This window comes from Peribacillus sp. NPDC055009 (assembly GCF_053608705.1).
Window position 1 is genome coordinate 152,542 of the sequence record NZ_JBSGVZ010000004.1, and the last position, 13,370, is coordinate 165,911.

Sequence of the window (13,370 nt, forward strand, 5' to 3'; positions counted from 1 at the left end):
GGACATGTATGAGGGGGATGGGGGAAATTATCAAAGGGGGAATTGGTCGCTTGTTACCAAAAGGCTGATTCGATATACTTTCCTAAAGAAAAGAGTAAAGAGGTTTACTATGAAAACATATTATGATCTTCAACAATACTTGAAAAGATTCGGTACATTTATCTATATTGGTGATCGCTTAGCCGAGCTTGAAATGATGGAGGCCGAAATAAGGGAAATCCACCGTATGCAGATGATGGATACGAAAGATTATCAAATGGCGATCCTTTTAATTAGACAGCAATTGTCTCTTGAAAGGGAAAAACAGAAAAAAAATTGATAAAAAAGGTGAGAATGATGGAAAAATGGCTGATGGGTGTGGATTTAGGCGGTACAACTACCAAACTGGCTCTGATCAATTTATACGGAGAGATCATTCATAAATGGGAAATCAGCACGGACATCTCCGAAAAGGGAAAATTCATTACGATTAATATAGCAAAAGCAATTGATGCGAAGCTCGTTGAACTTAATGAACCGAAGAGTAAGATAGTAGGGATAGGAATGGGTGCTCCAGGCCCCGTGAAATTTGTTAACGGTTCCATATATGAAGCCGTCAATTTAGGCTGGAAGGACTATCCCTTAAAAGATTTACTGGAAGTGGAGACATCTCTTCCAGCTGTGATCGATAATGATGCCAATATGGCAGCTTTGGGAGAAATGTGGAAAGGTGCCGGTAATGGTGCCAAAGACCTCGTTTGTGTCACTCTGGGAACGGGTGTAGGCGGCGGGATCATTCATAATGGGCAAATCGTCCATGGTACCAGTGGGGCTGCTGGAGAAATAGGGCATATAACGGTCGTAACGGACGGAGGGGCACCATGCAATTGTGGCAAGACTGGTTGTCTGGAAACGGTTGCTTCGGCAACGGGAATCGTCCGTATGGCTTTAGAAGCCTTGAATACCGCCGATGAAAAGTCATTGCTTCAGCAGAAAGTCGACGAGGGAAATACGGTTACTTCCAAACTGTTATTCCAATGCGCTGCAGTAGGTGATCCTATGTCCAAAGCTGTGGTGGATAAGGTGGGCAATTACTTGGGGCTGGCACTATCACATGTTGGGAATGTCATGAATCCAGATAAAATCGTCATTGGCGGGGGAGTTTCACAAGCGGGAGACATTTTGCTTGATACTGTCCGTGCTGCCTTCGAAAAGTATGCATTCAAACGGGTTAGTAAATCAACGAAAATCAGCCTGGCCACACTAGGCAATGATGCAGGGGTGATAGGTGGAGCCTGGCTCATTAAAAGCCAAATGAATACGTGATGCCTTGCTGCCCTGTGCTAACAGGGGTATAAGAAAAAAAGATGGATTTTTGAAAAAATTTCCCCGCTTTGATGGGTGGGGCAATCGTTCCTGCATTTAAATAGAGGGGAGAACCATGACCCATGATTGAGGCGCTCAGGACCATGGCTCCAGCGCTTCTTCGATGAGGAGGGACCAAGATTGAAAAGGGGCTTCAAAAAACAGGGATATTCATTGTTTTGGGTCGTATTCATTTCACTTTGGCTTAAAACATATATTGCTTATAAAACAAGTTTTGAGATAGATATTGATAATTGGCTCCAGGAGTTCATACTATTCATCAATCCTTTCAGTTTCCTTTTGCTTACTCTTGGCGTGTACATATTTTTAAAAGAAAATAGAAGGACAGCATATTTATTGATCATGAGTTTTTCCATCACCTTCATCCTCTTTGCCAACCTTGTTTTTTTTCGCTTTTTCAATGACTTTTTAACGATTCCCGTTCTTTTTCAAACGAGCAATATGAACGATCTTGGAAGCAGTGTACATGAATTGATCAATCCGAGTGACCTATTGTATTTTGCCGATATCCTTTTCTTGATGCTGCTGCTGAAATACAAACCAAAAACATTCCATGAATGTCGATACAATCCAAAGGATCGTAAATTCTTCATGTTAATCGCTTTAGGAGTGACATTTTTTAACTTAGCTTTAGCTGAAGCGGCGCGTCCTGAACTACTGACAAGAACGTTTGACCGCGAAATCCTCGTTAAGAATATCGGTACGTACCATTATCACCTCTATGATGCAATATTACAGACGAAATCATCAGCTCAACGTGCCCTTGCGGATGGCAGTGAATTGTCGGAAATTGAAAATTATGTCCGTGCCAATCAAAAAGAGGTTAATGATGATCTTTATGGGCTGGCAAAAGGCAAAAATGTGATCCTTGTATCATTGGAATCCACACAAAGCTTTGTCATCAATAAAACTGTCAACGGTGAAGAAATCACTCCTTTTCTGAACGAATTCATTAAAGAGAGCTATTATTTCAATAACTTTTATCACCAAACTGGCCAGGGGAAAACATCCGATTCAGAATTCATTATTGAGAATTCCCTCTATCCTTTAGGCAGAGGTGCAGTATTTTTCACTCATGCCCAAAATGAATACAAAGCCACCCCCGAAATCTTATCGGAAGAAGGTTACTATACGGCTTCCTTGCATGCCAATAATAAAAGCTTTTGGAATCGTGACATAATGTACGATTCCCTAGGGTACCAGCGGTTTTATGACAGTGATGAATACAAAGTCTCTGAAGGGAATTCCATCAATTGGGGTTTGAATGATAAATCGTTCTTCAAACAATCAATCTCTCACCTGAAGAGGATGCCTGAGCCTTTTTATGCCAAGTTCATAACGTTAACCAATCATTTTCCATTCACTTTGAATGAGGAAGACCGGACATTGGAGCCGTACGATTCAAATTCCAAAACATTGAATCAATATTTTCCGACCGTACGTTATACGGACGAAGCCTTGGAACGATTTATCGGCGATTTGAAACGTGATGGATTATATGAGGATTCCATAATTGTGCTATATGGGGACCATTATGGAATTTCGGAAAATCACAACTCTGCCATGAGCCAGTTCCTTGGGAAGGAAATCACACCTTTCGAATCCATCCAGCTTCAGCGTGTCCCGCTCATCATACATATCCCCGGTCAGAAGGGAAAAACGATTTCCACCGTTTCCGGCCAAATTGATGTAAGGCCGACACTCCTTCATTTATTGGGGATTGAAAATGATGATTATATCGAATTCGGCAAAGATCTATTTTCTGAAGAGAAATTAGAATTCACCGTTCTTCGCGATAGCAGTTTCATCACGAAGGATTATCTCTATACGATGGATACCTGCTATGATAAAAAGACTGGGAGGGCGACTGAAAAGGGTTCCTGTGAGAAGTATTTGGAAAAGGCGAAACAGGAGCTTGATTACTCCGACAAAATCATTTACGGGGATTTGCTCCGATTTTATGAGCAACGTTGAAAAAAGAAACATGGCGCAATCCAGGTTTCAATTTGTACACAAAAAGGTTCCAAGATGGTTTCATTCCGGGACCTTTTGATTCTTTATTGGAATTGAAGCAGGTATGGAGAAACAGTTGACCTCTCCTGATACTTCCACTTATTCTTGCCAATTATGACGTGTCACTACTTTTGATGATCTTTGTGCTAAAAAAAAGAACTCGTTGCGCAATTATGTTTCGGTGATTGATACTCACGATAATAAGTAACTCGGTAATCGCAGGTGTTTTATAAGCTGCACGTGCGATTCAACAGCTTTCGGTTTTCCAACTCTTCCAATCAATTTTTCCGCTATAGACTTTTAGGATATTCCTATCATATCTCGTGTTACAATCGTGCCGACTACAAATCGTTCGATGGCATCAATTGATCTAAAGTAATCATTTCAAGCCGATATCGCTGAATAGACTCAAGTTACATCAGTTTAAATACTAAAACAAAAAGACTGTAGACAATAGTGTCCTATCTAAAAGTTAAAACAAAGTTGATTGGAATGTAAGGTGCGCGGCTCCCTTGGACGCGGAAAGCGAGTGCCTGAAGAGGACATCGACGTTCAAATTGTACAAACAAACTGAAGGTGATTTTCATCGAGTTTGTCTACTGATACCTGGCGCAATCCAGGTTTTTTTTGTTCCTTCAGGTAAATCGGTACCCATTACAATTATTGAAACACGTGAGACTTCCTGAACATCTTTCTGTCTTTCGCTTCATAAAGATAAAACAATGAAAGGGGCGGAGGCTGAATGAAAGTCGTGAGCAGAAGCGGGGATGATTTGGCATATTACAGTCAATTGTTCCAAATTCCCCTGGTTTTGATAGAGGATGCCAATCCCGCCATTACTGGCGGGGTTTTGCCAAATGGCATGGAAGTACAGATACCTGGATACATTGTTCAGGAAGAGTCCCGGTTAGATATCGATTTTGCCGAAATCGCATTACAATATCACCTGCCCATCGATGGGGTATCATTGTTGAATCAAGGTGGACAAAAACCTTTTTCCGTGCCCGTCCGGGTCATGAATCCCATGATTGTCACCGACAAGCCCTATGATTATCAATCACTTCTTGACGATCTGGATTCTCTATCTTTTCATTACCCCTTTATTAAGGTTGAATCGATCGGGAGGAGTGTGTTGGGAAAAGAACTCCTTGAGGTAAGGATCGGTCAAGGAGATAAGATCATACATTATAACGGTTCATTCCATGCTAATGAATGGATCACTTCCGCGGTTTTGATGAAATGGCTGAATGATTTTCTGCTGGCAGTAACGAATGATCGTACACTTTGCGGAATGGATTGTATGCCCTTCTATCGGGATATGACCATTTCGATTGTTCCAATGGTGAATCCGGATGGAGTCGAGCTTGTCCTGAAGGGGGAGGAGGCGGCAGAGGGGAAGGTCGATGTTTTAAAAATAAACAATGGCAACCCTGCCTTTTATGCTTGGAAAGCCAATATCCGCGGTGTAGACCTGAATAATCAATATCCTGCCAATTGGGAGATTGAAAAGCGTAGAAAGATTCCAAAAGCCCCTGCTCCAAGAGATTTTCCAGGAGAGTCCGCGTTATCAGAACCAGAAGCATTGGCCATGAAGGAGCTGGCAATGAGGCGGAATTTCGAAAGAGTGCTTGCACTTCACACCCAGGGAAAAGAATTCTATTGGGGATATGAGGGACATGAACCTGAAGAGGCAGCGAATGTTGCAAGGGAGTTTGAGGAACGCAGCGGATATCGGGCCGTACAATACGTTGACAGCCATGCCGGGTATAAAGATTGGTTCGTTCAGGAATTCAAACGCGGCGGTTTCACAATCGAATTGGGAAAGGGCATCAATCCGCTTCCGCTATCCCATTTGCCGGGTATATATGAAGATACCGTCAAGATATTGGTGGCAGGCCTTTATATGTGATACATTTCCCTCTAAGGGATATACTTCCAAAAAAATATAAGATCATTATTCGCCACATTTTCTCTTTTTTACTTTATAATGAAAGTCGTAAGGATTCGATTGGTTAATCCTTACTCTCTTTCTAATGTCTCGCTCACATATGCCAGGCGTTTTAGTTTTGAAGAGGGAGGTGTGTGGAGATTAAAGTATCCAAAGCAGCACTTTGTATGCGGCTTTCCATTTGTAAGATGTTGTGTATCATCCCATTATTTATCTCCACTATCCTTCTTATCTCGGCTTGTGAGCCTTCCAAGGACCTTAGTAAACCCGTAAATGATACGGAAAAAGAACACTCCCAATCAAACCTTGAAACTTCAGTAAGCAATTTAAAGGTCCCGACTGCAGAAACGGATAAAATCGAAGCCATTGTTGGATGGCTGGATTCCAAAACCATTTTATATTCTGTGAAGCGGGATGGTAATGAATTATCCCAGCTGATGGCATGGAATTTGGAAACGAATGATACTTCCGTTTTCTATCAGCCGGCTTTTGAGTTTTCTGAAGTATCGATCAGTCCGTCTGGTACGCATGTTTTGTTATCGTCCTTCACCTCTTCGGGTAAAGCATCCATCACAATACTCGATAAAACGGGAAATCCACTGTATTCCGTGGCGATCCCAGCCTATGAATTAGCTTATGAGTGGAATTCATTTAAAGATGGCCGGTTGTTTTTATCGAGTTTTTATGAAGATTGGACATACAACAGTTATGTGTTGAATCCAGATGAACAAACAATGGAAACTCTGGACTTTCCACAGCCCTTTGCTCAATGGGCAAGTGAAAAAGATTTGATGTTTCTCGATTGGGACAGGGAAGAACCTGCTTTGACGGCACCCCTAGAAAGAAAAGCGCTTAATGGGGATGGAACGGACAGCCTTATGCTCGATGTCATTCACTTTAAAAAAATGAAACAAGCGCTGATGACGATTCAAGTGGAGACAGAAAATCAAGATCGGGGTACATATGCATTTTATGATCCATCAAACAAGCCGATCCATTCTTTTTCCGTACCACTATTGAAAAGCTTTTCAGATTGGGTGATTCCATCCTATGATTTCATTGAAAAAGATAAGGAATTGATAACGTTTATTCCTAATGAATCAAAAGATGCGGACCAATATAAGGGAAGGTTTACCTTAACTAAATTTAATTGGGAAAAAGGCACACAAGAAGAATTGATGAAGGACATGGAAAATGAACCATTAAGCTGTTCGCTTGATGGCAACTTCTGCTTATATGGATATCAATTTGAGAAAATCATTGATATGAAAACCCATCAAATACAAAGATTGTTCAAACAAACATGATGACCTAAAACAAAAGCTCGCCGGATGGCGAGCTTTTTTCTTCAATGGGCAACTGGAAAACCGCTGTTGATGACAGTCATGACAGTGAACCAGCCAAACACGACTGCACTGCCGGCAGCAAAAATGAATCCTAAGAAGTTTCTCTTTTTTAATGAGGTAAACACAGCTACTACTCCTAATATAGCCACAAGTCCGAAAACTACCATTAATATCATGTCAAAACCCCCTTTTCGTAATGAATACTTAATCCCTAATAATATACCCAGAGAATAAAGCAACTACCAAAAATATGTAGAAAAGATTGCATTTGTTAATATCTTAATATTTTTTCAATTATTTGTCGAGGTTTAATAGGTGACACTTCTATGACTTGAGTAAACTGGATTAACATTAGCAGCCTAATTAGTGTAAGATGAAGATAGAAAATCATATTGGAGCTGATGGAAATGAAATGGACACAAATACCTCTAGGCCCGCTGCAAACGAATTGTTATGTAGTTTCCGATGGACAGGATTGCATCATTTTCGATCCGGGTGAAGAGCCGCAGAAAATCATACAGTACATACAAACAAAAAATTTAAAGCCTTTGGCGATTTTATTGACACATGCACATTTTGACCATATCGGTGCTCTTGATGCTATTCGGGAACATTATGGGATACCTGCATATATTCATGAAAAAGAGGCCAAGTGGCTACTTGATCCCGCATTGAATGGTTCTCAAAACTGGTTCCCGGAAAATCCAATGCGCATGAAGCCTGCCGATCACTTCCTCGCAAATGAGCAAGAACTTACTATTGGGGGATTCACTTTCGAAGTATTCGAAACTCCCGGACACTCACCAGGGAGCGTTTCGTATTATGCCAAAGAGCAACGGCTCCTATTTTCAGGGGACGTCTTGTTCCAAGGAAGCGTAGGCAGAACCGATTTAATAGGCGGAAGCGAGGCAGTGCTGTTAAATAGCATTGAAACGAAGCTGCTGTCACTTTCTGATGATACGATCGTATTTCCTGGACATGGGCCTGTCACGACCATTCTGGATGAAAAGAATACTAATCCCTTTTTGAGATAATGACCTTTGCAGGTGCCGTATGGCACCTGTTTTTTTAAAAAGTTCTTAATTATGTAAGAATATTGAAATGGGGCATTTCCAGAACTATACTGAATATAAAAACAGGGGCCTTGCCTTGTATGCATGACTTTGATTCAGCTTTGAACTAAGATTTGTCGAAAACATTCATTTTGTAATGATGGCACGCTTATGACTGTAAGATGAAAAAATTGAACATTTTGTGAACTTATGTGTTTTGTAAAGAAAAGGAACATTTAATTTTCATATGATTGAAGATCATGGAGACGGAGGCATTGTGTTGAAAAATCACTTAAAGGAATTGATTGCAGGAAGCCCCCAAAAAAGAATTTCCTATCATGACTATATGGAAGCTGTTTTATATGCGCCCAATATAGGCTACTATGTACGCGAAAAAAAGAAGATTGGCTCCAGAGGGGATTTTTATACGTCTGGCAATGTTGGGGATGCATTTGGGAGATCTCTGGCCAGATGGTTCGTTTATTTAATAAAAAGCTGCGGAGTTTCACCAAAAATCATCGAGGTCGGCGCAGGTGATGGTAAGCTCGCTTATGATATCCTCGTTTCCATGAAGGAATTGGAACCGCAGATATGGGACTCTTTGACTTATATCCTTGTGGATGAAAGTCCATTTCATAGAAGGCTTCAGCAAGAACGTATAGGGATGTTCAAACAGGCAGTTTCTGCTGCCAGTTTGGAAAAATGGACGAAGGTAAATGGTATCCTCTTTTCAAATGAACTTTTCGACGCGTTGCCTGTACATGTGATCGAAAAGTATAAGGGAGCCCTCGTTGAGGTTTTCGTCACTGAAAAGGAAGGAGATTTTGTAGAGATGAGGGAACCTTTGGACAACCCTGACATTCTATCTTACCTTACAGAACGAACTATCACCTTAAATGAAAGACAACGATATGAAGTTCCGTTAAAAATGGTCCGTGAATATGAGAAGATCGTTTCCTGTATTGAATCGGGTATACTCCTTACAATTGATTATGGCTATACCGAAAGGGAATGGAAGGAGCCAGCTCATCTTCAAGGGAGCTTGAGGGGCTATTATGAGCACCAAATGATTAAAGATCCACTTATGTATCCTGGTGATATGGATCTGACGACACATATCCATTTTGACACATTAATCGAGATTGGAAAAAGAAAGGATCTTTCCAATCATGGGCTTTTTCCTCAAAATGAATTCTTGCTTAAGGCAGGAATATTAGAGGAATTGAGGGACCATCAAGGAACTGATCCATTCTCGAAAACGGCGAAGCGTAATCGTGCAATTCGCGGGCTAATCGTTCCAGGGGGATTTAGTGAACATTTCAAAGTGTTGCTTCAATCGAAGAATTTAGCAGACGATGTAAGGATCTTTCCTGAATGGTGACAAGTAAAAACCCATGAATCAAAATTCATGGGTTATGTAATATTGCTTGTTCTTAATGCGCAGTACCAGGAGTCATCATAAATACGCTCCAGTAGGAAAATCCTGCAAAGAAAACGGTAAGATAGGCGCCGAAAACATAAATATACATGCGCTCAGATAATTTCAAATAACTTAAAAGAACAAAAAAGATCGTTTGTGCAAAGAAAAGCAAAGACGTTTGATGCATATGGCCAAGATAAAAGAAAATTGCCATAATTCCTGTCCAAAATCCACATACTCTGAACATGCGTTCCATCCGAATCCCTCCTTATGTCTAGTCGTGTACATTCTAAATAATTATAAATGAAATTGTAAGGTAATGTAAAGGATGCCTTTTGTTTCTATGTGAGAACCGAAGCCTGGTATGAGCATGCTGTACAATTGGACATCATGTTTTCTAATTCCACAATATTGACATTATCAAACAAGGCTTCGAACATACCTTCTAAAAATGAATTGTGCATGGAGCAGATTGTCCCTGGCTCCACTTCAGTAACTTCCTTAAACGGGCAATTGAAGATACGAAAGTATATTTTATTTTCTTCTTCGCTTGCTTGTATTTCAGGAGATAACCCTGCGATGGTAGCCGCATTTTTAAGCATGCTGACTTTTTCCTCAAAAGCAATTCGATCGATCGACTTCGAGTTCAGGGCTAGTTGCTGCTTTATCAGTTCCTCCCCGTAGCCTTTTCCCGTTTCATAAAGAGCCTGTTTTCCATGTTCCCCTAATGTCATCATCGTCTGAATTGCAATCCTGGAAAGCAGCTGATAGTTCCTATATGGAAAGTGAAGCTGAATGACTTTATCAGATAATCGATAAAGCCGGCTCGGGCGACCGCCTTTACCCGTCCTTCGGGCATCCGAGGTCAACATTTCGATATCTTCAAGTTTTGACAAATGTAAACGTGCAACATTTGGATGGATGTTAAAAGAATCGGCAATTTGCTGTACCGAAACATCGCCATGTTTTTTCACAATATGCTGATATATATAATATCTGGTGGGATCTGCTAACACGTTTGTTATTTTTAACGTTTGTTCCATTACACCCTCCTGTATTCCATAGTTTACCTATGTTCATTATAATGCAGGCAGAAAAAAATGGAATAATAGAAAGCGCTAACTCCCTTTAGTTTAAAAAAAGTTCACAATTTAAACTGTTTTATAATGCAAAAAAATATACATCCATTGTACAAATGTTATACAATCATTATATATATTATAATTGTATACAAAATGTGAACGGGGAGTGATTAGTATGGCACAGTTAACTTTCTTTTCGTACCCAAGTTGTACATCTTGCCGAAAAACAAAAAAATGGTTAAGGGCCAATCATGTTTCCTTCGATGAACGGCATTTATTCAGAGAAACTCCAACTGCAGCAGAGTTAAAAAGAATACTTGAATTGACAACGGAAGGACTTGATGAAGTCTTGGCAACAAGAAGTGAAGCTTACAAAGACTTACAAGTTAATATTGACGAAATGATGCTTTCTGATGTCATCCAATTATTAACAAAAGAACCGAAGTTATTAAGAAGACCCATCCTCATGGACGGGGAAAAGCTGGTGATAGGTCATAATGTAGACGCTTTAAGAAATTTGGTTTCCCAAAGGCTTGAATTGAAAGTGAGCATGTAAGATGATTCTCGAAGTTCTTTTCGGGAATTTTTTTTATTCTGGTGCAGGAATTTGTCGTGGATTGTCGAATCCTTACAACAAGAAATATAGGAGGTGATGAATGAATTGATATCGATTGAAAAGACCGCAGAAAAAATATTAACCCGTGCCATTCAGGAATCTGCATCGGATATCCACATTTTTTTTCGGAGGGAGGGACCTCTCATCCAATTCAGGATAGACAATAAGCTTGTACCCCAGGAAACATTATCATTCTTTGAAGCTGAAAGGCTGATCGCTCATTTGAAGTTCCTTGCCTCGATGGATATAGGGGAGAAAAGGAGGCCCCAGAGTGGTGCCCTCACCATTAATTTGGCTAACCAGGTTGTCGGGCTCCGCCTTTCCACTTTACCCACTGCCCATCTCGAAAGTTTGGTCATCCGCTTAATACCCCAACAGAATATCCTTCCTCTCGAACAGTTATCCTTATTTCCAAATACCGTCAAAAAATTGATTGCACTTCTGAAGCATTCCCATGGCATGCTCATATTTACCGGTCCGACTGGCAGTGGAAAAACCACGACATTATATTCCCTGCTTCACCATGCCTACGAAATGATCAATCGAAATATCATTACACTTGAAGATCCCATTGAAAATGTATCCGAAAAGGTACTGCAAGTCCAAATCAATGAAAAGGCGGGCATTACGTATTCTGTCGGTCTAAAAGCTGTCCTGAGGCACGACCCCGACGTGATCATGGTTGGGGAAGTCAGGGATGCAGAAACTGCCAAAATTGCAGTGCGTGCCGCATTAACCGGTCATTTGATACTTACAACCATGCATACAAGGGATGCCAAGGGCGCCATCTCCAGGTTACTGGAATTTGGTGTCAGCTTGCTTGAGGTTGAACAGAGCTTGATTGGCGTGACAGCACAGCGGCTGGTTGAATTGCGATGTCTTCCATGTAAAGGGGACTGTACTTTTGCTTGCAAGATGACTGCCAGGAATAAAAGGGCCAGTGTATATGAATTGCTCTATGGAAAAAGCCTGGCTGAGGTTCTCAGGATAATGAGAGATGAAAAAGGAATGGCAACGGTCAGCTACCGCCAATTGAAGGATGAAATTGGAAAAGCGGTTGCGATGGGCTATGTGGATTCAGAGGAATATGAACGGCTGGTATACCATGAAACCAAAAAGTAAATGGCGGGTAAAAGAGCAGGCGGTTTTTATTTCGAAGCTAGGTGAATTATTGAAGCATGGTTATCCCTTGGCGGAGGCTCTGCATTTTCTTGAATTTCAGGAATCAAAGAAGAAAGCGGAAGACTTCACTCAGGCTAAAGCCGATTTAAGGAACGGTTTCCCGCTGCACTTGGTGCTGACCCATCTGAATTTTCATCCGCAGCTTGTAAGTTATATATTTTATGGAGAACAATACGGCGACCTGGAACGGGCGTTGGTGGAAGGAGGGCGATATTGGAAGAAAAGAACCGAAGATATGGATAAAGTAAAAAAGTTAATGGTGTATCCTGTGTTCTTAGTCTTTTTTGTAGGTATTGTTTTTTATATTCTTCAGAGTGTTCTCCTTCCTAAATTCCAGACAATCTATTTCACGATGGATGTCGATCATCATACACTCTTGAGATTAATATCAGCTTCCACATTCATTCTTCCAGCACTCCCCTTCTTTTTACTCGGATTGCTCCTATTCTTGTATGTACTCAAACGATTTTGGTTTAACGGATTGTGCCCATTAAGGCAGCGGAGGATTTTGATGAGAATTCCGATATTCGGGAACTTCATCAAATTATACGAAACTTATTTTTTTGCAAGCCAATTAAGTGGCTTACTCTCCGGAGGGCTATCGATTAACGATAGCATTAAATTATTCTCGATAAACCAACAGCAGCCCTTTTACCAAAAACTATGCAATATCATTAAGGATGATCTGATTGAGGGCAGATCACTTGAATTGATTTTTCGGGAGCTTCCATATTTTGATGGTAATTTGCCGGTGGTCGCTGCAAATGGTCAAAAATATGGCAGACTTGATGCGGAGCTACTTCATTACAGTCGTTTTATACTGGAGAAAATTGAAGAGAGAATGAATGCAATCTTAAAAATCATTCAGCCTCTCATGTTTTCACTGATAGGTCTGTTGATCGTGTCCATTTATTTGGCGGTTTTGCTGCCGATGTTCTCACTGCTCGAAAGTATATAGGATTTTATTATTGTATTCCGGAGGTGAAAATGCTCGAAGCCATCTAGTATTCAGGTGGTTCAGGAGCATGATGGATATGTTGAAGAACGTGATGAATGAACGTGGGTTTACACTAATTGAAATGCTTATTGTTTTACTGGTAATTTCCATCCTTTTGATTATAACAATCCCCAATATCACAAAGAACCAATCTACGATTCAGTCCAAAGGTTGTGAAGCATTCGTGAAGATGGCCCAAGCACAGGTACAGGCTTATGAGATTGATAATGCTAAACTGCCCGGAAGTATCGGTGAATTGGAAAGTCAAGGCTATCTCAAACAGACATCCTGTCCTAATGGGGATGATATTAGTTTGGATAGTAAAGGAAAGATAACGGTCGTTGAGTAG

At 40.7% G+C, this 13,370-nt stretch carries 14 protein-coding genes; 11 read left to right on the top strand and 3 right to left on the bottom strand.

Going from position 1 to position 13,370, the window contains the following annotated elements:
• The first annotated feature begins 109 nt into the window (after window positions 1-109).
• The 5 genes from ACWF5P_RS09005 to ACWF5P_RS09025 all read left to right on the top strand — a co-directional run bounded on the left by ACWF5P_RS09005 (window position 110) and on the right by ACWF5P_RS09025 (window position 6,633).
• Complete coding sequence (locus ACWF5P_RS09005; protein ID WP_101222565.1) at window positions 110-319, top strand: YqgQ family protein; 210 nt, start codon at window positions 110-112, stop codon at window positions 317-319.
• A 14-nt stretch (window positions 320-333) separates the two neighbouring features.
• Window positions 334-1,305 (top strand): ROK family glucokinase, encoded by a 972-nt coding sequence (locus ACWF5P_RS09010; RefSeq protein ID WP_434167393.1) that lies wholly within the window; start codon window positions 334-336, stop codon window positions 1,303-1,305.
• A 180-nt stretch (window positions 1,306-1,485) separates the two neighbouring features.
• A complete protein-coding gene (locus tag ACWF5P_RS09015; protein WP_434167392.1) occupies window positions 1,486-3,339 on the top strand; it encodes a sulfatase-like hydrolase/transferase in 1,854 nt (617 codons plus the stop codon).
• A gap of 781 nt (window positions 3,340-4,120) precedes the next feature.
• A complete protein-coding gene (locus tag ACWF5P_RS09020) occupies window positions 4,121-5,287 on the top strand; it encodes a M14 family zinc carboxypeptidase (RefSeq protein WP_434167391.1) in 1,167 nt (388 codons plus the stop codon).
• A 173-nt stretch (window positions 5,288-5,460) separates the two neighbouring features.
• Window positions 5,461-6,633 carry a YqgU-like beta propeller domain-containing protein gene (locus tag ACWF5P_RS09025; protein WP_434167390.1) on the top strand — a complete coding sequence of 391 codons (1,173 nt, stop codon included), beginning with the start codon at window positions 5,461-5,463 and terminating at the stop codon, window positions 6,631-6,633.
• 41 nt (window positions 6,634-6,674) lie between these two features.
• On the opposite strand, the gene ACWF5P_RS09030 is transcribed toward ACWF5P_RS09025, so the two are convergent.
• Window positions 6,675-6,848 carry a DUF2759 domain-containing protein gene (locus ACWF5P_RS09030; protein ID WP_101222560.1) on the bottom strand — a complete coding sequence of 58 codons (174 nt, stop codon included), beginning with the start codon at window positions 6,846-6,848 and terminating at the stop codon, window positions 6,675-6,677.
• Window positions 6,849-7,079: 231 nt separating this feature from the next.
• Here ACWF5P_RS09030 and ACWF5P_RS09035 point away from each other — a divergent pair, with 231 nt between their 5' ends.
• Both ACWF5P_RS09035 and ACWF5P_RS09040 read left to right on the top strand, forming a co-directional pair.
• Complete coding sequence (locus tag ACWF5P_RS09035) at window positions 7,080-7,706, top strand: MBL fold metallo-hydrolase (RefSeq protein ID WP_101222559.1); 627 nt, start codon at window positions 7,080-7,082, stop codon at window positions 7,704-7,706.
• 298 nt (window positions 7,707-8,004) lie between these two features.
• The gene (locus ACWF5P_RS09040) at window positions 8,005-9,105 is read left to right on the top strand and encodes an SAM-dependent methyltransferase (protein ID WP_434167389.1); all 1,101 of its coding nucleotides are present in this window, start codon (window positions 8,005-8,007) and stop codon (window positions 9,103-9,105) included.
• Window positions 9,106-9,157: 52 nt separating this feature from the next.
• Here the strand turns inward: ACWF5P_RS09040 and ACWF5P_RS09045 are convergent, their stop codons facing one another.
• Together ACWF5P_RS09045 and ACWF5P_RS09050 are read right to left on the bottom strand one after the other, a co-directional pair.
• Complete coding sequence (locus ACWF5P_RS09045) at window positions 9,158-9,400, bottom strand: DUF2626 domain-containing protein (protein WP_076365317.1); 243 nt, start codon at window positions 9,398-9,400, stop codon at window positions 9,158-9,160.
• Window positions 9,401-9,485: 85 nt separating this feature from the next.
• On the bottom strand, window positions 9,486-10,187 hold the full coding sequence (locus ACWF5P_RS09050; RefSeq protein ID WP_434167387.1) for a helix-turn-helix domain-containing protein: 702 nt from the start codon (window positions 10,185-10,187) through the stop codon (window positions 9,486-9,488).
• Window positions 10,188-10,401: 214 nt separating this feature from the next.
• Between ACWF5P_RS09050 and ACWF5P_RS09055 the strand changes: the two genes are divergently transcribed.
• The 4 genes from ACWF5P_RS09055 (at window position 10,402) to comGC (ending at window position 13,370) form a co-directional block, all read left to right on the top strand.
• Window positions 10,402-10,782: a Spx/MgsR family RNA polymerase-binding regulatory protein gene (locus ACWF5P_RS09055; RefSeq protein ID WP_101222556.1), complete on the top strand. Its 381-nt coding sequence runs from the start codon at window positions 10,402-10,404 to the stop codon at window positions 10,780-10,782.
• Window positions 10,783-10,878: 96 nt separating this feature from the next.
• Window positions 10,879-11,964 (top strand): competence type IV pilus ATPase ComGA, encoded by a 1,086-nt coding sequence (gene comGA, locus ACWF5P_RS09060; protein WP_434167386.1) that lies wholly within the window; start codon window positions 10,879-10,881, stop codon window positions 11,962-11,964.
• On the top strand, window positions 11,948-12,982 hold the full coding sequence (comGB, locus tag ACWF5P_RS09065; protein WP_434167385.1) for a competence type IV pilus assembly protein ComGB: 1,035 nt from the start codon (window positions 11,948-11,950) through the stop codon (window positions 12,980-12,982). Before comGA ends, comGB begins: the two co-directional genes overlap by 17 nt.
• A 76-nt stretch (window positions 12,983-13,058) precedes the next feature.
• On the top strand, window positions 13,059-13,370 hold the full coding sequence (gene comGC / locus ACWF5P_RS09070) for a competence type IV pilus major pilin ComGC (RefSeq protein WP_290370120.1): 312 nt from the start codon (window positions 13,059-13,061) through the stop codon (window positions 13,368-13,370).

Coding starts and splice junctions, on each gene's coding strand:
- ACWF5P_RS09005 (WP_101222565.1), top strand. CDS start 110: ATGAAAACATATTATGATCTTCAACAATACTTGAAAAGATTCGGTACA.
- ACWF5P_RS09010 (WP_434167393.1), top strand. CDS start 334: ATGATGGAAAAATGGCTGATGGGTGTGGATTTAGGCGGTACAACTACC.
- ACWF5P_RS09020 (WP_434167391.1), top strand. CDS start 4,121: ATGAAAGTCGTGAGCAGAAGCGGGGATGATTTGGCATATTACAGTCAA.
- ACWF5P_RS09030 (WP_101222560.1), bottom strand. CDS start 6,848: ATGATATTAATGGTAGTTTTCGGACTTGTGGCTATATTAGGAGTAGTA.
- ACWF5P_RS09035 (WP_101222559.1), top strand. CDS start 7,080: ATGAAATGGACACAAATACCTCTAGGCCCGCTGCAAACGAATTGTTAT.
- ACWF5P_RS09045 (WP_076365317.1), bottom strand. CDS start 9,400: ATGGAACGCATGTTCAGAGTATGTGGATTTTGGACAGGAATTATGGCA.
- ACWF5P_RS09050 (WP_434167387.1), bottom strand. CDS start 10,187: ATGGAACAAACGTTAAAAATAACAAACGTGTTAGCAGATCCCACCAGA.
- ACWF5P_RS09055 (WP_101222556.1), top strand. CDS start 10,402: ATGGCACAGTTAACTTTCTTTTCGTACCCAAGTTGTACATCTTGCCGA.
- comGA (WP_434167386.1), top strand. CDS start 10,879: ATGAATGAATTGATATCGATTGAAAAGACCGCAGAAAAAATATTAACC.
- comGB (WP_434167385.1), top strand. CDS start 11,948: ATGAAACCAAAAAGTAAATGGCGGGTAAAAGAGCAGGCGGTTTTTATT.
- comGC (WP_290370120.1), top strand. CDS start 13,059: ATGTTGAAGAACGTGATGAATGAACGTGGGTTTACACTAATTGAAATG.